The sequence below is a fragment of the Pseudomonas sp. F220 genome (assembly GCF_057813935.1).
In genome coordinates this window covers 111,937-129,293 of sequence record NZ_JBVASJ010000008.1, presented here as the reverse complement: position 1 = coordinate 129,293, position 17,357 = coordinate 111,937, and the positions used below count along the sequence as shown (strand labels likewise).

Below are 17,357 nucleotides of genomic sequence, written 5' to 3'. Positions count from 1 at the left end.
CGCGCCGCCCTTGAGTCCATCGCGAGCAAGCTCGCTCCTACAAGAGCACATGCAGCCTGCCTTTGATTCGGCGATCAAGCTCGTATAGGGTGGCGTTTTGGCCCAACAGGGAGCTGGCTCATGCTGCGTCTCAGCGCGCTTTATCGTTACCCACTCAAGTCCGGCAAGGGCGAACCATTGCAACAGATCACCCTGGATAAGCTGGGGCTGGAAGGAGATCGACGCTGGATGCTGGTGGATGAGGCCAGCGGACGCTTTCTGACCCAGCGTGCGGTGTCGGAAATGAGCCAGCTCTCGGCCTTGTGGAATACGGCTGGCGGTCTGACTCTCAATGCTCCAGGTCGTTCGCCCATCAATGTCCCTTTGCCCACCGACGAAGCTGAGCTGCGCGGTGTGACCATCTGGCGCGACACTTTGCGGGTTCCGGATGCGGGCGACGAGGCGGGCGCCTGGCTGACCGAGTTCATCGGCAAACCGACGCGGCTGGTGCAGGTGCCGGTCGAGCGTGCTCGCACCACTCAGGCTGGGTACGGCAAGGACGATGATCGGGTGGGGTTTGCCGATGGCTTTCCACTGCTATTGATCGGTCAGGCCTCGCTGGACGACTTGTCGAGCCGCGTTGGTCGTTCGCTGGAGATGCTGCGCTTTCGCCCCAACCTGGTGATCGAAGGCAGTGAAGCCTTTGCCGAGGACGGCTGGAAGCGGATTCGCATCGGCGACGTCGAGTTCCGTGTAGTCAAGCCTTGCTCGCGCTGCATCCTGACCACCATCGACCCCAAGACGGGTGAGCGTAGTGACGATCGTGAACCCTTGGCCACGCTTCAAAAATACCGAGCGCAAGAGGATGGCGCGATGTTCGGCCAGAACCTGGTCAACGACGGCAATGGTCGGCTTGAAGTCGGTATGCCGGTGACGATTCTCGAATAATGAACTGCCCTAAATGAAAAATGCCCGTATCGCTTGATACGGGCATTTTTGTATTCGCCACAAAAACCTGGGTTTCAGGTCGGTTTTAGCCGCGGTATTCGCACAGGTAAGCGGTGTCGACGGCGACTTTCAGCTGGAACTTGCTGTTGGCCGGGACATTGAACTGGCTGCCAGCGGCGAAGGTTTCCCAGTCACTGCTCTCAGGCAGTTTGACGGTCAGCGCGCCGGATACCACGTGCATGATTTCCCGCTGGCTGGTGCCGAATTCGTATTCGCCCGGTGCCATGACGCCGATGGTGGCCGGACCTTCGGTGGTTCCGAAGGCAATCGACTTGACGGTGCCGTCGAAGTACTCGTTGACTTTAAACATGGGCGGTTCCTCGAAAAGGGCTAAAAAGGCTCGCCAGTATGCACAAGCCTAAATATCTCGTCACCCCTCTAGACCGGAAGAATCAGCGGTAATAAGCGCGCGGTGTTACGCGCATCTTCCAATGCCCGATGCTGTTGACCATTGAACTGCATCCCGGCCAGTTGCAGCGCACCATTGAGCCCTAACGGACGCTCCAGTCGACGGGTCTTGGCAAAGCGCTGTTTGAGGTTTATGTGGGGCACCTGGCTCAGCGCACTGTGCAACTGCAGGCGTTGCCATTCCTGTTCCAGTTGCTTGCGATCGTAATCGCCCCAACTGGCCCAACCGTCCAGACGCGATGAATGCTGGCCGAGCCAGCGTTCGAACAGCGGCCAGACTTCGGGCAAGGTCAGCGCAGCGTCGATATTAGCCTGGGTGATATGCGTCAACTCGCGACAGAAGGGCGTCAGCAGCGGCCGCCGCAACGGGCGCACGAACCGCTGAAAGCTATCCAGCTCACGGCCTTCGCGGTTCACCAGTGTGGCGCCGATTTCGATGATTTCCATCTCGGCCACCGGCCAGCCGCCTTCATCTGTTGTGGCTTCAAGGTCTATTACCAGCCAGTGAGGCATCGCAGGCTTCCTGATATCCGCGTCCTGATGGGGCTTGAGCGTAGCCAAACCCGACGGATCCGCCTAGCTGCTTATTCGACCTCGAGCAGAATTTGTCGATTTTTTACTTGATCGCCCTGGCTGACTTGAATTCGTTTGATCACCCCGTCGATTCCTGCTTTGAGCGGGTGCTCCATCTTCATCGCCTCGAGCACCAGCAATAGCTGGCCTTTGCTGACCTGGCTGCCTTCGCTGACCAGGACGTCGACAATGGCGCCATCCATTGGCGCTTTCAGGGTGCCGGAGCTGACACTGACCTGACTGCTGACCAGTGCCTGGGTTTGATCGCGCAAGTGCAGGCTGCCGGGACGGGTGAACAACCACAATTGTCCGGCGTCGAGCCGATAGGCGTAACGACGGCGGATGCCATCGATTTCAAGGCTGACCCAGCGGTCGTCGCCATCGAGCAGCTTCAGTTTGAGTGCTTTTCCGGCCACCTGAACCTGCAACTGTCCGGACGCCAAAGCGTTTAGTTCTAGCGACCACTGCACATCATCCAGACCGATCCGATAGTGCAGCGGCACACTCGCGGTGTTGCGCCAACCTGCGAGCCCTGCCGAATGAGTGCTGGCCGAATGCTGATAGAACAGCGCGGCGGCGATGGCCAGTTCTTCAAAGGTTGGCATGTGCGGGTGCAAGCAGGGGGCGTCGGCGAAGTGCTGAGCAATGAACGCCGTATTGAACTCGCCGGTGATGAACTGCGGGTGTTCAAGCAGATTGGCCAGCAAGCGCTGATTGCTCTGCAGGCCTAGCAACACGCTGTCCTCGACCGCTCGCAGTAACTTGCGTCGCGCCTCTTCCCGGGTGGCACCATGGGCGATGATTTTGCCGAGCAGCGGGTCATAGAACGGGCTGACAGACTGGCCTTCGAGCAGGCCATGGTCGATGCGTACGCCGTCCTGCAGTGCCGGTTCCCAGCGCACGACCTGACCGGTCTGTGGCAGAAAATCCGCTGCCGGGTCCTCGGCGTACAGGCGCACTTCGATGGAATGTCCTTTGAGTTCGACCTGCTCTTGGCGCAACGGCAGTGGCAGCCCGGCGGCGACGTGCAGTTGCCAGGCCACCAGGTCCAGGCCGGTGATCAGCTCAGTCACCGGATGCTCGACCTGCAAGCGGGTGTTCATTTCCAGAAAGTAAAACTGCCCGCGCTGATCCAGCAGAAACTCCACGGTGCCAGCGCCAACGTAGTTCACCGTGCGACCGGCCTTGAGTGCCGCTTCACCCATGGCCTGGCGCAACTCGGCGGTCATCACCGGGCAGGGCGCTTCCTCGATGACTTTCTGATGGCGGCGCTGGATCGAGCAATCGCGCTCGCCAAGGTAGATAAGGTTGCCGTGCTGGTCGCCGAACAGCTGAATTTCCACGTGTCGCGGTTCGATCAGTGCCTGTTCCAGAATCAGTTCGTCGCAGCCAAACGCGTGCAAGGCTTCGGAGCGCGCGGTACGGATTTGCTTCAGCAGTTCGTTGGCCTGGTGCACCAGACGCATGCCGCGCCCGCCACCACCGGCACTGGCCTTGATCATCAACGGATAACCGATGCGCTCGGCCTCGCGGCTCAGGGTTGCATCGTCCTGTTCGGTGCCTTGATAGCCGCCGATGCACGGCACACCCGCGGCGAGCATGGCGGTTTTCGACAGCCGTTTGCTGCCCATTAGTTCGATGGCTTCGGGGCTGGGACCGATAAAGGTGATCCCCGCGCTTTTGCAGGCGGTGGCGAATGCGGCGTTTTCCGATAGAAAGCCGTAACCGGGATGGATCGCATCAGCGCCACTGCATTGTGCCGCGTCGATGATGGCGGCGATGTTCAAGTAGGACTGCTGCACGGGTGCTGGGCCGATGTTCACGGCTTCGTCGGCCAGTTGCACATGACGTGCGTCGGCATCGGCGTCACTGAATACCGCGACCGTGCGATAACCCAGCGCCTGGGCCGTGCTTTGGATGCGACAGGCGATTTCACCGCGGTTGGCGACCAGGATTTTGCTGAAGGCAGGCATCGAGTTATTTCCTTGTATCTTGCGGTGTCTGTGATGGCCCTATCGCGAGCAGGCTCGCTCCCACCCTGGATCTGAGGTGATCACCCAATCATGTTCACATTGAAGATCCCCTGTGGGAGCGAGCCTGCTCGCGATGCTCTTATGGCGCCCAACTCGGTGGGCGTTTCTGTAAGAACGCCGTGGTCCCTTCGATACCTTCCGGTCCGGTCACGGCAGCGCTGAACCAGTCGGCGGCTTGATCGAGCAACGGCCCCTGAGGTTGTTCTGTACTGGCCAGCAGCAGGGCTTTGGTGGCGGCATTGGCACCCGGGGCGCAGCACAGGACATGGGCGAGCACTTCGTCGAGGCGTTCGGCCAGGGCTTGTGGATCGTGTTCGACAAAATGCACCAGACCCAGACGCTCAGCTTCATTGCCGTCAAAGCGCGCCGCGGTCAGTGCCAGTCGGCGGGCCTGGGTCAATCCGATGCGCTTGACCACGAACGGCGCGATTTGCGCCGGCAGCAAGCCAAGGCTGGTTTCCGGCATGCCGAATTGCGCTTGATGATCGGCTATCGCGATATCGCTGACGCAGGCCAGGCCAAAACCACCACCCAGCACCGCGCCTTGCAACACGGTGATCACCACTTGTGGCGCGTGTTCGGTTTCTTCCAGCAGGGCGCCGAAGGTGCGGTTCAGTTCGCGATACGCCGCCGGCCCTTGGGTGCGGGCGTTGGCCATGTCTTTCAAATCACCGCCGGCCGAGAAGTGGCCGCCAGCGCCGCCGATGACCAGCGCACGGATCTGCCGGTCGTCACACACTGCGGCGAGCACGGCGCGCAGCTCCGCGACCATCTGCAAACTCATGGCATTGCGGCTTTCAGGTCGGTTCAAGGTGATATGCAACACCCCGCTGTGGGGCTCCAGCAACAGCGTTTCGCAGGCGGGTAGCGGGCTCATGGTTTTTTCCCGGGCAGGATGCCCATCAGTTTGCAGATGATGCCCAACATGATTTCGTCGGAGCCTCCGCCAATCGAGACCAGCCGAACATCGCGATAGGCGCGGGCCACAGGGTTGTCCCACATGAAGCCCATGCCGCCCCAGTATTGCAGGCAGCTGTCACTGACTTCCCGACCCAGACGCCCGGCCTTGAGCTTGGCCATGGACGCGAGGCGGGTAACGTCCTGACCTTTGATGTATTGCTCGGTGGCTTGATAGACCAGCGCTCGTAGGCATTCGATCTCGGTTTGCAGCTCGGCCAGGCGAAAATGGATCACCTGGTTTTCGATCAGCGCATTGCCGAAGGTCTTGCGCTCACGGCAGTACTCGATGGTGCTGTCGACGCAGTATTCCAGGCCTTTGATCATGTTCGCCGCGCCGAACAGGCGTTCCTCCTGGAACTGCAGCATCTGCATCATGAACCCCGCGCCTTCATGGCCTATGCGGTTGCGTTGGGGCACGCGTACGTTGTCGAAAAACACCTGAGCGGTTTCCGAACTGCGCATGCCGAGCTTGTCCAGGTGCGAGCCGAGGCTGATGCCGGGGCTGTTCATCGGCACCATGATCAGCGATTTGTTGACGTGGGGTTTGTCGTCCGAGGTGTTGGCCAGCAGGCAGATGAAATCGGCACTCGGCGAGTTGGTGATCCACATCTTGCTGCCGTTGATCACATAGTCATCGCCGTCCTTGCGGGCGGTGGTTTTCAGCCCGGCGACGTCGGAGCCAGCGCCAACTTCGGAGACGCCGATGCAGCCGACGTATTCGCCGCTGATGGCCGGGCGCAGGAATTCTTCGCGCAGTTCATCGGAGCCGAAGCGCGCCAGTGCCGGGGTGCACATGTCGGTCTGCACACCGATGGACATCGGAATGCCGCCGCAATGAATGGTGCCGAACTCTTCGGCGGCGACGATCGAGTAGCTGTAATCGAGGCCCATGCCGCCGAATTTTTCCGGTTTGGAAATCCCCAGCAAGCCCAGCTCACCCGCCTTGCGGAAAATCTCATGGATCGGAAAGCGCCCGGCCTTTTCCCATTCGTCGACGTGAGGATTGATCTCGCGGTCGACAAAATTACGTACTGTGCGACGCAGTTCTTCGTGTTCCTGGGTGAAGATCATTTTTATTGTTCTCCTGGTCAAAACCGCGCCACACCAAAACTATTGGGTTGTAGCTGACGCACCTGTGCTTCGTGGCAAATATCCAGCAGATAACCCAACAAAATCCGTGTGTCCCGTGGATCGATAAGGCCGTCGTCCCACAGGTTGGCGCTGCCGTACAGCGCAGTGGATTGGCTGTCGAGTTTTTGCGCGGTGACCTGTTCGAGCATGTCGAGCATCTTTGGGTCGGGGATCAAGCCGTCCTTGGCCTGCTTGGCTTCGGTGACAATGCGCAGCACCTTACCGGCCTGGGCGCCGCCCATCACTGCAGTGCGGCTATTGGGCCAGGCGAAGATGAAGCGTGGATCGAGACCGCGTCCGCACATCGCATAATTGCCGGCACCGTAGGAGCCGCCAACGACGATGGTCAGTTTTGGCACGCGGGCATTGGCCACTGCCTGGATCATCTTCGCGCCGTGTTTGATCACGCCGTGTTGTTCCGACTCGGTGCCCACCATGAATCCTGTGGTGTTGTGGAAGAACAGCAGCGGCGTCTGGCTCTGGTCGCAGAGCTGAATGAACTGCGCGGCCTTGCTCGCGCCTTTGGGCGTGATCGGGCCGTTGTTACCGATAAAACCACAGGGCCGTCCCTGGATCTGCAAGTGGCCGCAAATGGTTTGATGATCGAATTCCCCCTTAAACTCCAGAAAGCTCGAGCCATCCGCCAATCGGGCGATGATTTCCCGAACGTCATAGGGCTTTTTCGGATCCTCGGGGATCAATCCGAGTAACTCTTCGATCGGGTACAGCGGCTCGGCATAGGTCCTGGTTGGCTGGCCAGGCAACTGCGCGTTCCACGGCAACAGGCTGACAATTTCTCGGACGATGCGCAGACCATCGGCATCGTTCTCGGCCAGGTACTCGGCGGTGCCGGCGGTTTGTGCGTGCATCTCGGCGCCACCCAGTTCTTCGTCGGTGGCCACTTCGCCGGTGGCTGCCTTGAGCAGCGGGGGACCTGCGAGAAATAGTTTGGCCTTGCCACGCACCACCACTACATAGTCCGACAGCCCCGGTTGATAAGCACCGCCAGCCGTCGCCGAGCCGTGTACCACAGTGATCTGCGGCAGACCCATGGCCGACATCCGCGCCTGGTTGGCAAAGCTACGGGCGCCTTCGACGAAAATCTCGGCTGCGTAATTAAGGTTGGCGCCGCCGCTTTCCGCCAACGTCACAATGGGCAGTTTATTTTCCATGGCGATCTGCTGCAGGCGCAGGGATTTTTTCAGACCACTGGGGGAGATGGTTCCGCCCTTGATCGCGCTGTTGTTGGCGACCACCAACACCCGCGCTCCAGACACATAACCAATCCCGGCGATCAATCCGCCACCGGCCTGGCTGCCGTCCTTGTCGTCGTGCAACTTGTAGCCGGCCAGGCTCGCCAGTTCGAGAAACGGCGCGCCGGGGTCAAGCAGCAGGTTCAGACGTTCGCGGGGCAACAGCTGCCCGCGCTTGTCGAACTTCTGTTTGGCCTCGGCTGCTTTGCTCAGCAGGTTCTGCTCCAGCTGGCGGACCTGCGCGACAGCGGCCAGCATCGCCTCGCGGTTCTGCGCGAATTGCGTGCTGTGTGGGTCGAGCCGAGATTGAATCAGCGGCATGGACTATTCCTTACCCTTGAGTACTTCCGGCAAATAAGCACGGTGAAAACCATTGAAGGATTCACTGTTTTGCGCCTTGTGTATGGGCCATGCGCGACCGCCGAGGCTGGCCGCACCGTCGATGCGTAACGTGCTGCCGCTGATGAAGGCCGCCGCCGGACTGAGCAGGAAGACAATCGCCGCGCTGATCTCCGACTCAGTGCCGATGCGTTTGAGCGGCACATGTTCGCGCAAGGTCGGAATCACTGCTTTGAAGGCGCCTTCATAGGTATCCATCCCGCTGGAAGCGACCCAGCCCGGTGCCACGGCATTGACTCTCACCCCGGCGTAACCCCATTCGAAGGCGGCGGTCTTGGTCAAGTTGTCCATGCCCGAACGTGCGGCGCCGGAGTGGCCCATACCGGGCATGCCGCCCCACATATCGGCGATCATGTTGACGATGGCACCACCGTGTTTGCTCATGGACTGGTTGAACACTTCCCGGGCCATCAGAAAACCGCCGACCAGATTGGTCCGCAGTATGGTTTCGAAGCCCTTTTGATTGATCGACGCCAGCGGTGACGGGTACTGACCACCGGCATTGTTGACCAGCCCGTGAATCGGTCCGTGCTTGCTGATCAGTTGCCTGATCAGAATGACGACCGCGTCTTCGTCACGGATATCGCAGGTCTGGAAACTGACTTTACCGCCGTCTTCGAGAATTTCCGCCGCGACGGTTTTCAGCTTGTCAGCCTTGCGCCCGACCAACAGCACATGGGCGCCAAGGGCCGCCAGCTCGTGGGCGGTGCAACGGCCGATACCGCTGCCGCCGCCGGTGACGATGATGGTTTGGCCGGCGAACAAGTCAGGTTTGAAGATGGAGTTATAGGCCATGGCGACAGTCCTCTAGTTGACAAGGTCCGCGATGCTCTGCGGCACCGGAATCTGGATTTCCAGCAGTTGCTGGGCGAAGGCTTTGCCTTGCGGGTCGATCCGCAGGCTGGCGACACCGCCGCCACCAAGGGCGTTCTCCAGTAAAAAATTCAGGCTGTGAGTGCCAGGCAAATACCAGCGCTCGACCCGCCCGTGCACCGGATCGAGGACGTGGGTCATCCAGTCAACGATCACTTCCGGCGTCAGCGCTTCGGCGATCCAGGGCAGGTATTCCGGCTTGCGCGCCATAACCCCGATATTGCTGTGATTGCCCTTGTCGCCGGAGCGTGCGACCGCCAGCTTGACCAGCGCCACGCTGGCGTCGGCGCGACCCTCGGCTTTGGGTGAATCGAAGGGGACGGCGAGGGCGGCAGAGTCGAGGTGGTCGAGCTCAGGCAGGGCGCAAACATAATGTTGCCCGGATATCTCGATTTTGAGCTTGCAGGCGGATTTGTCGATCAGGAACGAGAACAGCCGGATCAGTGGATACACCGTTGGCCGCCCGCCGACTATCCCGGTCAACCCCGGCGCCATGCCAGTGGCGGCCTGGGCGATTTCCCGGGAGAACAGGATCAGTGCCTGTTTATCCGGATGGCGCACCGCCAGTTTGATCACCACCTCGCGGCTGTCCTGGCGTTGGCCATGGGGGCCGTAGGTTGCCTCGCTGCCGAGCAGTTCGATATTCACTTCTGTGTAAGGTGCCCAACCGCGCTGGCTGAACATTTCCGAGGTTTTGTCGATGATCGCCTGGCTGACCCGCCGAGCCTTGGCGACCGCATCGATCCCGGCAATCAGGCAACTGGCGGTGCAGCGAAAGCCATCCGGATACGTGGCGCTGACTTTATACTGGTCGGTGGGCGGCAAGCCTTTTGCTCCGTGAACCTGCACTGCGTTCTTGCCTTGCTGCTGGAGTTTGACCCGAGTGAAATCGCAGACCACGTCGGGCAACAGATAGGCCCGAGGGTCGCCGATTTCGTAGAGCAATTGCTCACCCACGGTCAGCGGTGTAACCAGCCCACCGGAGCCTTCGGGCTTAGTGACGATGAATTGGCCGCCGGCGCTGACTTCGACGATGGGGAAGCCGATGTGCACGTAGTCCGGTACGTCGCGCCAGTCGGTAAAATTGCCGCCGGTACACTGAGCGCCGCATTCGATGATATGCCCGGCCAGTGCGGCCTGGGCCAATTTGTCGTAGTCGTGCCAGGACCAATCGAACTCATGCACTAGCGCGGCGCTGACCACGGCGCTGTCGACCACCCGCCCGGTGATGACGATATCCGCTCCCAGGCGCAACGCTTCGACGATACCCGGAGCGCCGAGATAGGCGTTGGTCGAGACGCACAGGGGAGGTAGCGGTGCACCGGTGAACATTTCATGAATGCCACTGTTACTCAGCTGTTTGAACTGTGGTTGCAGGTCATCACCGAGCAGCACGGCAATCTTCAATTGGACGCCTGCTTTATCGCAGGCCGTTTGCAGGGCTGCGGCGCAAGCGTGCGGATTGATCCCGCCGGCATTGCTGATGACGCGGATATGTTGCCGGGAAATTTCTGCCAGTAACGGGCTGAGGACTTCGACGAAGTCGCTGGCATAACCGGCCTGAGGATCTTTCATTCGCGCGCTGGCCAGCAACGACAGGGTGATTTCAGCCAGATAGTCGAACACCAGATAGTCCAGGCGGCCACCTTCCACCAATTGCCCTGCGGCGGTAGAGGTGTCGCCCCAGAACGCGCTGGCGCAACCGATGCGCACGGTCTTGCTCATGACGGAGACCTTCTGCGAAAGAATTGGATCGAGACTACCAAGCAAGCGCTTGGTTTGTAAATGCTGAGTACATCTTCTACCCGAGCGCTTGCTTGGTTGCCCTCACCAGCTTAAATTGCCCGCGCAACCCCTCGGTTTCCCGGTTTGGCAGCACACTTGATTGAAGCATGTAGGAGAGAACGCGTGGACGAGCAAAAAGCCCTGCTGGTAATGCGCGACCTGGTCGACAACGGGCAACTGACCGACCCGGAAAGTGCCCGCGGCAAATTGCTGCAAATGGCCGCTCACCTGTTTCGGAACAAAGGCTATGAGCGCACCACGGTGCGTGATCTGGCCAGCGCCGTGGGTATTCAGTCCGGCAGTATTTTTCATCACTTCAAGAGTAAGGATGAAATTCTCCGCGCGGTCATGGAGGAAACCATCTGCTACAACACGGCGTTGATGCGTGCAGCGCTGGCTGAGGCGGCCAGCGTGCGCGAGCGGGTGCTGGCGCTGATCCGTTGTGAACTGCAATCGATCATGGGCGGCAGCGGCGAGGCCATGGCGGTGCTGGTGTATGAGTGGCGCTCGTTGTCCGCAGAAGGCCAGGCGCAGGTGCTGGCGCTGCGCGATATCTACGAACAGATCTGGCTGCAAGTGCTGGGTGAGGCTAAGGATGCCGGCTATATCAGAGGCGATGTCTTCATCACGCGGCGCTTCTTGACTGGCGCTTTGTCCTGGACCACCACCTGGTTTCGTGCCGAGGGCAGCATGAGCCTTGATCAGTTGGCGGATGAGGCTCTGATTCTGGTGCTTGAAGACCATCAGAGGCTGTAACGCAACTAATTAATTACGGTGTACAACGTTGTCTAAATGGGCGAAACCGCCTAGCTTGGTTGTATTGATTGTATTCCCAGGGGTGTGTTGCCTTGATGTCTTCGCCAATGCGGATGGCTTCGCGAATCTTGATGATGGCGCTCGGTGCGCTATTCGTTCTGCCGACTTCGGCAGCGCAGCTGGTACGAGTGGGGGCCGCGCATTTCCCACCGTATACCGTCCGCCCGGAAACAGGCGCCGACACCGGTTTGTTGCCGCAGTTGGTCGAGGCTTTGAACCAGTTGCAAAGCGACTATCAGTTTGTGTTGGTGCCTACGTCGATTCCCCGGCGATTTGGCGACTTCAAGCAAGCTCGGGTCGATATGGCGATCTTCGAGAACCCGGACTGGGGCTGGAAAGACATTCCCCATACCAACGTCGACATGGGTCTGGAAGACGCCGAAATATTTGTCGCGCAGCGCGAGCCTGATCGTCAGCAAAACTACTTCACCGATTTGAAAGGCAAGCGTCTGGCGCTGTTCAGCGGTTATCACTACGCCTTTGCCAGCTTCAATGCCGATCCCAAGTTCCTCGCCGATAACTACAAAGCCACACTGACCTATTCCCATGACAGCAACCTGCTGATGGTGCTTCGGGGTAGGGCGGACATTGCGCTGGTGACTCGTTCATATTTGAGCGACTACCTGCGGCGTAATAAAAAGGTGGCGGATCAGTTGCTGGTATCCGAACGTATTGATCAGGTGTATCACCACTACGCGCTGATTCGTCCGACGGCACCGATTACTGGTGAAACGTTCGGCAAGCTGCTGCAAGGTCTGCGCGACAACGGTCAGATGCTGAAGATTTTCGACCCCTACAAGATCACCGTCATGTCGATGACGAAAACCTGAAATAGCGCCTTGAACGCCATCGCGAACCGCACCTGTATGGCCTGCGTCGAACCTGTGGGCCCAATGCCAGTCAGTTAAGCTTTTACACGGTATGTAGCAGCTGCTACGACCTTGCGGCAATGCACCAGGGCATCGCGAATCATGAAGTTCACCAGAGTCGGCGAGACGCCAAGTTCCTTGGCGATGTCCTTTTGCGGCACGCCGTGCAGGCGATACATCTCAAAGGCGTAGCGGGTGCGGCCAGGGAGTTCGGTCAGCGCGTCAGCGATATTCTCCAGCGTTGAAAAATTGATGTGCGAGGTTTCTGGTGACGCCCCATGAATGACCACATTCAAGCCTTCCGCTTCCGTACCCGAATACCTCTGCTCCAGAGCCTGCTTGCGGTAGTGATCAATCGCCAGATTGCGCACGATCTGGAACAGATAGCTGAGCTGGGCCTTGATTGACAATGTGATCTGAGGCGCCGATTGCAGTCGGAAAAATGCGTCCTGCACCACGTCTTCAGCGCGCGATCGGCAGCCGGTTATACGGGCCGCGATCTTGACCAGGATCAGATGGTTATCGACGAATGCCTGGAGTAACGGTGAATCGCACTTACCTGTGGATATTTGTTCCGTCATGGAAATCACCTTGCTGCAAGTAGTTAGTGGGACGGCCAGGGGACCGAGCCGTCCTACGCATCGAACAACAAATTATGTTGAATGATAACTATTGTCAATTGAGGGGTGAAATTAATGACCTAGGCGGTGCAGGGTGAAAAGGGGGGCTCACTCACAGGCCTTAGCCCGTGGTTCTTACCGGAGGATGCGGACTGATTATTTGAAGACGTCACGGCTTGGGCGCCAATGAAATCAACGAGGAGAAGGTTGATCGATTGAATGACCTGATGGCGGAGCTGGAGGGGTTGTAAAACATGGGCTTCGCTGCGTCGGTAAGGGCCTCATCGCGAGCAAGCGAACGTCGCCCGGCCCTTCCCACACTGGATTGATGGTGTGGCGCCAATGTGTGGAGCAACACATATCTAATGTGGGAAGGGCCGGGCGACGTTCGTTTGCTCGCGATTGCATCCGCTCAGGCGACGACTATTTTTGATCTGTCTTTCACTTCGGCCCAAGAATCTGCAACAACTTGTCCGGTGACGGAGCCCCTTGTTGCTGTTGCAGCTCGCCTTTGTCGTCCATGTAGAAAATCGCCGGGGTGGCAGACAGCTCAAGATCCTCCATCAATTGCATGTTGGCCGCGAGCTTGGCCTGGATCGCGGCGGGGACGGTGGTCAGCGGTTTCAGCGCGCTTTCTTTACCGGCCTTTTCGTGTTCTTCCAGGGCTTTCTGCGGGTCTTTACTGGCCAGCAGTGCGGCGGATTTACCCGGGCTGTCTTCGCGGATGATGCCGACCATGATGTGCCGCAGCTGGACCTTGCCGGCTTTCACCCAAGGCCTGGCCTGCTCCCAGAACATGTTGCAGTAAGGGCAATTGGGGTCGCTGAACAGGTAGACGATGCGCGGTGCATCTTTGCTGCCGTCGGCGATCCAGTTGCTGCCTTCCATCTTGGCCCAGACCTCCTTGGCCATGGGTGCGTAAACCAGTTTTTGCAGCGGTGCCTGGCTCAAGTCTTTGCCGTCGGCGTCGTATAGGTTGCCGACCATCACATGCTTGCCATCCGGGGTCAGGTACAACGCCATGCCACGGTTTTGGTATTGCGCGGCATAGCCTCGCAAGCCATCCGGGGCGTCGAAGCTGCCGATGATTTTTGCACCTTTTTCTTCGATCTTGCGGATTGCTGCGGGCAGTTCCTCGGCCTGAAGCAGCGGGGTTTGCAGCAAGACTGCGCCCAGCGTCAGGGTCAGCAGGTTGCGGATGCGAGGCATGGCAGTTTCCTTGAGGGGGCGGCCTGCGTGGCCGTGGTCAAATTCGGGTTATCAAAATGTTCCAGGGCGCGAGCCAGGCTGGCTTCCGACAACTCGCCCAAATGGCTGGCGAGCAGGCGACCGTCGGCGCTGTAGAACAGCGTAGTCGGTAACGCCATGGAGCCGACGGCCTGGCCTAGTCGGCCGCCGCCATCGAACAGCACGTTCGTCAGGCTCAGGCCTTGGGTCGCGAGGAAGGTGCTGACGCTTTGCATGCTTTCGGCCTGGTTGACGAACAGGAAGGTCAGGTCCGGGCGTTGCTGCTGGGCGTTCTCCAGCACTGGCATTTCCCGCCGGCAGGGTGGGCACCAGGTGGCCCACAGGTTGATCACCAAGGGCCCGCCCTGATAGTCGGTCAGTTGCACGGTTTCGCCATTGGCATTGCGCAGGGCGACGTCGGGTAACCGGGTGCCTTGCTCGTAGAGGTTCAAGGACAGGCTTGCCAGCAGCCAGAACAGCAGACCGGTGCCGACACCTGCGCCCAGTGGCCGCCGAAGTGCCGGCCGTCGCCAGCACCAAACCACTGCGCTGAGCAGCAGGACAATGACGCCCGGGCAGGCCAGGAAACCGCCGTCGCGAAGATCGATGATCTGCCACAGGTCATCGCGATAGTGAGCCCAGTAGGCGAGAACGAAACCCACCCGAGCGGCCAACATCCCCAACAGAAACAGGCTGAACAGCGCCGACTCTGGATTTTCACCGCCGCGCTTGGCGACTCGCCAACCGACCAGCATGGCCAGTGCCAGGGCACTAATCAGCAGCAGGTGATTGAGCGCGATGGCAAAAGTGCCGATGGTAAACGTCAGCATCAACGGGCATCCCGGGTGATGTTCCAGCGTTGGAGAAAGGCTGTGGCATCGACTTCGCCAGTAATGCGCTGGCTGCGGCGTTCTTCGCCATTCGGGCCGATCCATAACAGGCTCGGTGGCCCCGGCACTTTATAGCGGCTGAGCAATTCGCGACTGGCGGCGTTATCGGCGGTGACGTCCAGGCGCAACAGGTGCACGTCTTTCAATGCGTCCAATACTTGAGTCTTGGCGAATACCTGTTTTTCCATGATTTTGCACGACACGCACCAGTCCGCGTAGTAGTCGAGCAACACCCATTGGCCTTGCGCCTTGGCAGTGTCCAGTTGGCTTTGCAGGGCCGCAGGGTCTTTGACGGTGATGAAAGCCTCGTGTGCCGTCGCACCGGCGACACTGACTGAACGCGAGGGGCTATAGACCTGCAACGGTTTCCACAGGTCTTCGCTACCGCCAGCGGCACCGATCAACAATACGCTGCCCCACAGCCCAAACAGCACCGAACTTGCGCCAAACACATGAGCGGCGCGACCGTAGCCTCCGGTTTGTCGCCAGCCGGCATAGGCCATGATCAGCAACAACGCGCCCCACAAACCGATCCACAGCGATTCATCGAGCACCGGGCGAATCATCAGGATGGCGGTGCCCAGGAACAGGAAGCCGAAGATCCCCTTGAGCAGGTTCATCCAGGTTCCGGGCTTGGGCAGAAAGCGATTGCCGACAGTGACCAGCAGTAACAGCGGCACGCCGATGCCCATGCCCATGGCGAACAAGATCAACCCGCCATGCAGCGCGTTGCCGCTCTGGGCGATGTACAGCAAGGCACCGGCCAGTGGCGCAGTCATGCACGGGCCTACCAGCAAGCCGGATAAGGCACCCAGTACCCCGGCGCCGATCAGACTGCCACCGCGACGTGTGCGCCCAACGTTCTCCAGGCGATCACGTACCGCGACAGGCAGTTGCAGTTCAAAGAAGCCGAACATCGGCAAAGACAGCAGCACGAACACCGTGGCGAAACTGCCCAACAACCACGGTTGCTGCAACAGCGCTGGCAAGTTGGCGCCGAGCAGGGCGGCGAGTACACCAAGGGCGGCGTATACCAGCGCCATGCAGACCACATAACTCCCGGCCAACGCGAAGCCGCGCCTAGGGCTTGCGCCACTGCCGACAATCAACCCGGCGAGAATCGGCAACATTGGCAACGAACAAGGCGTGAATGCCAGCAACAGTCCCAGGCCGAAAAACACCAGCAGGCTCCAGCCCAGGGCGCGTTGTTGCAGGCCGCTGGCCAATGCCTGATCCGGTGCTTCACCCAGGGTTGCAGCGCCAGCGCTACCGCCAAGGTCGACTACCAGTGTTTGCGGCGGATAACACAGGCCTGCATCGGCACAGCCCTGCCACCCCAACTTGACTTGACCGCTGGCACCAGCAGGAATCCGTAGTTCAAGGCCCTGGCGGTAGACCTGTTGGGCACCGAAGAACTCATCGTTATGGGCCTCGCCTTCAGGCAACGACGGTTTATCCGTGTCGGCCAATCCGTCGAACTTCAGCCGCTGCTGGTAGAGGTAATAGCCCTCGGCGATACGCCAATACAGCTGGGTTTCCCCTGATTCCAGGCGTTCGGAGCTGAAAACAAAGGCTTTACCGACAGGAAGAAAATCCGCTTTGGTCTCGAATGGATTCGAGCCGGGCTGAGCGTGGGCCAAGCCCGAGAGGAGTAAAAAAAAGAAAATAAACAGTCGACGCATGGGTAAAGCCTTAAACCAGTGCAGTTGGTGAGCACAATGGATGTCGGCGATTAACCGATGATTAACCCGTCTATCATTGACTCGTATGACTTTTCCTGATGTTTGCAGGGCTCAGGGCATAATGTCCGCTTAATCCAGTGCCGTCTTAATCGACGCTTTTCTGCAGGTCTCACCATGCACGTACTTGTCTGTGAAGATGATGAGCTGATAGCCAGTGGCATTGTTGCCGGTCTCACGGCCCAGGGCCTGACGGTGGAACACGTCGCCACTGCGGCGGCTGCCCGGGCGATGCTGAAGGTAGCAGAGTTCGATGTCATGGTGCTCGACCTCGGCTTGCCGGACGAGGACGGTCTGAAACTGTTGCAGCAGTTGCGCCATCAAGGGCTGGAGCTGCCGGTGTTGATCCTTACCGCGCGCGATTCGGTGACTGACCGTGTCAACGGTTTACAGGCAGGTGCCGATGACTACTTGCTCAAACCGTTTGACCTGCGCGAGCTGGCCGCTCGCCTGCACACTCTGCTGCGCCGGGTGGCCGGGCGCAGCGTCAATCTGATCGAACATGGGTGCCTGACTTACAACCCCAGTAGCCGGGAAACCTTTTTGGCTGGCCACCCGGTGGACCTGTCGCGGCGTGAGCAGTCGCTGTTGCAGGCGTTATTGCACAATCGTGGTCGAGTGCTGTCCAGCGAGCAGTTGAAAGACAGCGTCTATGGCTTCAACGATGAATTGGAAAGCAACGCCCTCAACGTGCATATCCACCACCTGCGGCGCAAACTCGGTAGCGGTATCGTCGAAACCGTACGGGGTCTGGGTTATCGCCTGGGGCCGGCGGATGGCGAGGAGCAATAACC

General features: G+C 59.5%; 16 protein-coding genes. 4 read left to right on the top strand and 12 right to left on the bottom strand.

Features of this window, described 5'->3' with window-relative positions; translation table 11 throughout:
• The first annotated feature begins 120 nt into the window (after window positions 1–120).
• A complete protein-coding gene (locus tag ACZYSM_RS10310) occupies window positions 121–927 on the top strand; it encodes an MOSC domain-containing protein (protein ID WP_489071362.1) in 807 nt (268 codons plus the stop codon).
• An 85-nt stretch (window positions 928–1,012) separates the two neighbouring features.
• Here the strand turns inward: ACZYSM_RS10310 and ppnP are convergent, their stop codons facing one another.
• The 8 genes from ppnP to ACZYSM_RS10270 all read right to left on the bottom strand — a co-directional run bounded on the left by ppnP (window position 1,013) and on the right by ACZYSM_RS10270 (window position 10,342).
• Window positions 1,013–1,297: a pyrimidine/purine nucleoside phosphorylase gene (ppnP, locus tag ACZYSM_RS10305; RefSeq protein WP_489071360.1), complete on the bottom strand. Its 285-nt coding sequence runs from the start codon at window positions 1,295–1,297 to the stop codon at window positions 1,013–1,015.
• A gap of 68 nt (window positions 1,298–1,365) precedes the next feature.
• Window positions 1,366–1,908 (bottom strand): 3'-5' exonuclease, encoded by a 543-nt coding sequence (locus tag ACZYSM_RS10300; RefSeq protein WP_489071358.1) that lies wholly within the window; start codon window positions 1,906–1,908, stop codon window positions 1,366–1,368.
• Between the two features lie 71 nt (window positions 1,909–1,979).
• On the bottom strand, window positions 1,980–3,941 hold the full coding sequence (locus tag ACZYSM_RS10295; RefSeq protein WP_489071356.1) for an acetyl/propionyl/methylcrotonyl-CoA carboxylase subunit alpha: 1,962 nt from the start codon (window positions 3,939–3,941) through the stop codon (window positions 1,980–1,982).
• A gap of 139 nt (window positions 3,942–4,080) precedes the next feature.
• Window positions 4,081–4,878: an enoyl-CoA hydratase/isomerase family protein gene (locus ACZYSM_RS10290; protein WP_489071354.1), complete on the bottom strand. Its 798-nt coding sequence runs from the start codon at window positions 4,876–4,878 to the stop codon at window positions 4,081–4,083.
• Window positions 4,875–6,032, bottom strand: a complete 1,158-nt coding sequence (gene atuD, locus ACZYSM_RS10285) for a citronellyl-CoA dehydrogenase (protein WP_489071352.1) — start codon at window positions 6,030–6,032, stop codon at window positions 4,875–4,877. Before atuD ends, ACZYSM_RS10290 begins: the two co-directional genes overlap by 4 nt.
• A gap of 17 nt (window positions 6,033–6,049) precedes the next feature.
• Window positions 6,050–7,666, bottom strand: a complete 1,617-nt coding sequence (atuC, locus tag ACZYSM_RS10280; protein ID WP_489071350.1) for a geranyl-CoA carboxylase subunit beta — start codon at window positions 7,664–7,666, stop codon at window positions 6,050–6,052.
• Between the two features lie 3 nt (window positions 7,667–7,669).
• On the bottom strand, window positions 7,670–8,539 hold the full coding sequence (locus tag ACZYSM_RS10275; RefSeq protein WP_489071348.1) for an SDR family oxidoreductase: 870 nt from the start codon (window positions 8,537–8,539) through the stop codon (window positions 7,670–7,672).
• 12 nt (window positions 8,540–8,551) lie between these two features.
• A complete protein-coding gene (locus ACZYSM_RS10270; RefSeq protein ID WP_489071346.1) occupies window positions 8,552–10,342 on the bottom strand; it encodes an acyclic terpene utilization AtuA family protein in 1,791 nt (596 codons plus the stop codon).
• A gap of 183 nt (window positions 10,343–10,525) precedes the next feature.
• Between ACZYSM_RS10270 and ACZYSM_RS10265 the strand changes: the two genes are divergently transcribed.
• Together ACZYSM_RS10265 and ACZYSM_RS10260 are read left to right on the top strand one after the other, a co-directional pair.
• Entirely contained in the window at window positions 10,526–11,158 is a 633-nt protein-coding gene (locus tag ACZYSM_RS10265; RefSeq protein WP_489071344.1) for a TetR/AcrR family transcriptional regulator, read from the top strand.
• Between the two features lie 95 nt (window positions 11,159–11,253).
• Window positions 11,254–12,048: a substrate-binding periplasmic protein gene (locus ACZYSM_RS10260; RefSeq protein ID WP_489071342.1), complete on the top strand. Its 795-nt coding sequence runs from the start codon at window positions 11,254–11,256 to the stop codon at window positions 12,046–12,048.
• 74 nt (window positions 12,049–12,122) lie between these two features.
• On the opposite strand, the gene ACZYSM_RS10255 is transcribed toward ACZYSM_RS10260, so the two are convergent.
• From ACZYSM_RS10255 to dsbD, 4 genes are all read right to left on the bottom strand, one after another.
• Complete coding sequence (locus tag ACZYSM_RS10255) at window positions 12,123–12,668, bottom strand: RNA polymerase factor sigma-70 (RefSeq protein ID WP_489071340.1); 546 nt, start codon at window positions 12,666–12,668, stop codon at window positions 12,123–12,125.
• A gap of 480 nt (window positions 12,669–13,148) precedes the next feature.
• The gene (gene dsbG / locus ACZYSM_RS10250) at window positions 13,149–13,916 is read right to left on the bottom strand and encodes a thiol:disulfide interchange protein DsbG (RefSeq protein ID WP_489071338.1); all 768 of its coding nucleotides are present in this window, start codon (window positions 13,914–13,916) and stop codon (window positions 13,149–13,151) included.
• Window positions 13,892–14,764, bottom strand: a complete 873-nt coding sequence (locus ACZYSM_RS10245) for a TlpA family protein disulfide reductase (RefSeq protein WP_489071336.1) — start codon at window positions 14,762–14,764, stop codon at window positions 13,892–13,894. Before ACZYSM_RS10245 ends, dsbG begins: the two co-directional genes overlap by 25 nt.
• Window positions 14,764–16,506 carry a protein-disulfide reductase DsbD gene (dsbD, locus tag ACZYSM_RS10240; RefSeq protein WP_489071334.1) on the bottom strand — a complete coding sequence of 581 codons (1,743 nt, stop codon included), beginning with the start codon at window positions 16,504–16,506 and terminating at the stop codon, window positions 14,764–14,766. Before dsbD ends, ACZYSM_RS10245 begins: the two co-directional genes overlap by 1 nt.
• A gap of 174 nt (window positions 16,507–16,680) precedes the next feature.
• On the opposite strand from dsbD, the gene ACZYSM_RS10235 reads away from it, so the two are divergent.
• Window positions 16,681–17,355: a response regulator gene (locus ACZYSM_RS10235; RefSeq protein ID WP_489071332.1), complete on the top strand. Its 675-nt coding sequence runs from the start codon at window positions 16,681–16,683 to the stop codon at window positions 17,353–17,355.
• Window positions 17,356–17,357: the final 2 nt, after the last annotated feature.

Excerpts from the sequence above, each read along its gene's own strand:
- ACZYSM_RS10290 (WP_489071354.1), bottom strand. The coding sequence starts at position 4,878 with ATGAGCCCGCTACCCGCCTGCGAAACGCTGTTGCTGGAGCCCCACAGC.
- ACZYSM_RS10295 (WP_489071356.1), bottom strand. The coding sequence starts at position 3,941 with ATGCCTGCCTTCAGCAAAATCCTGGTCGCCAACCGCGGTGAAATCGCC.
- atuC (WP_489071350.1), bottom strand. The coding sequence starts at position 7,666 with ATGCCGCTGATTCAATCTCGGCTCGACCCACACAGCACGCAATTCGCG.
- ACZYSM_RS10260 (WP_489071342.1), top strand. The coding sequence starts at position 11,254 with ATGTCTTCGCCAATGCGGATGGCTTCGCGAATCTTGATGATGGCGCTC.
- ACZYSM_RS10275 (WP_489071348.1), bottom strand. The coding sequence starts at position 8,539 with ATGGCCTATAACTCCATCTTCAAACCTGACTTGTTCGCCGGCCAAACC.
- ppnP (WP_489071360.1), bottom strand. The coding sequence starts at position 1,297 with ATGTTTAAAGTCAACGAGTACTTCGACGGCACCGTCAAGTCGATTGCC.
- ACZYSM_RS10300 (WP_489071358.1), bottom strand. The coding sequence starts at position 1,908 with ATGCCTCACTGGCTGGTAATAGACCTTGAAGCCACAACAGATGAAGGC.
- dsbG (WP_489071338.1), bottom strand. The coding sequence starts at position 13,916 with ATGCCTCGCATCCGCAACCTGCTGACCCTGACGCTGGGCGCAGTCTTG.
- ACZYSM_RS10270 (WP_489071346.1), bottom strand. The coding sequence starts at position 10,342 with ATGAGCAAGACCGTGCGCATCGGTTGCGCCAGCGCGTTCTGGGGCGAC.
- ACZYSM_RS10255 (WP_489071340.1), bottom strand. The coding sequence starts at position 12,668 with ATGACGGAACAAATATCCACAGGTAAGTGCGATTCACCGTTACTCCAG.
- ACZYSM_RS10235 (WP_489071332.1), top strand. The coding sequence starts at position 16,681 with ATGCACGTACTTGTCTGTGAAGATGATGAGCTGATAGCCAGTGGCATT.
- ACZYSM_RS10310 (WP_489071362.1), top strand. The coding sequence starts at position 121 with ATGCTGCGTCTCAGCGCGCTTTATCGTTACCCACTCAAGTCCGGCAAG.
- ACZYSM_RS10245 (WP_489071336.1), bottom strand. The coding sequence starts at position 14,764 with ATGCTGACGTTTACCATCGGCACTTTTGCCATCGCGCTCAATCACCTG.
- atuD (WP_489071352.1), bottom strand. The coding sequence starts at position 6,032 with ATGATCTTCACCCAGGAACACGAAGAACTGCGTCGCACAGTACGTAAT.
- dsbD (WP_489071334.1), bottom strand. The coding sequence starts at position 16,506 with ATGCGTCGACTGTTTATTTTCTTTTTTTTACTCCTCTCGGGCTTGGCC.